A 316-nucleotide genomic window follows, 5' to 3' on the forward strand; every position below is an offset into this window, starting at 1 on the left:
ACCGCCTCGGCGACGCTGGAAACCGCCAACGCCCAGGTCGGCCAGGCCGAGGCCAATCTCGCCGTCGGCGGCCTGCCGGCGCGCGCCGAGACGATCAAGGCCGCCGACAACCAGGTCAAGCAGGCGCAGGCCGAACTGGAGCAGGCGGTGTGGCGCCTCTCCAAGCGCACGCTCGCGGCCCCTTCGCCCGGCCGCGTCAACGACGTCATCCGCAATCCCGGCGACACGGCGGGCCCGACCGCGCCTGTCATCTCGGTGCTGCCGGACGGCGCCGTGCAGCTTAGCGTCTATGTGCCGGAACGCGCGTTTTCGACGG

The 316-nt window shown here is 72.5% G+C and carries 1 pseudogene; it reads left to right on the forward strand.

From position 1 onward, the window contains the following. Positions 1–316: pseudogene (locus tag EN807_RS34010) on the forward strand (HlyD family secretion protein); the annotation flags it as partial.

It is taken from the genome of Mesorhizobium sp. M5C.F.Ca.ET.164.01.1.1, from assembly GCF_004792125.1.
GTDB classification, from domain to species: Bacteria; Pseudomonadota; Alphaproteobacteria; order Rhizobiales; family Rhizobiaceae; genus Mesorhizobium; species Mesorhizobium wenxiniae.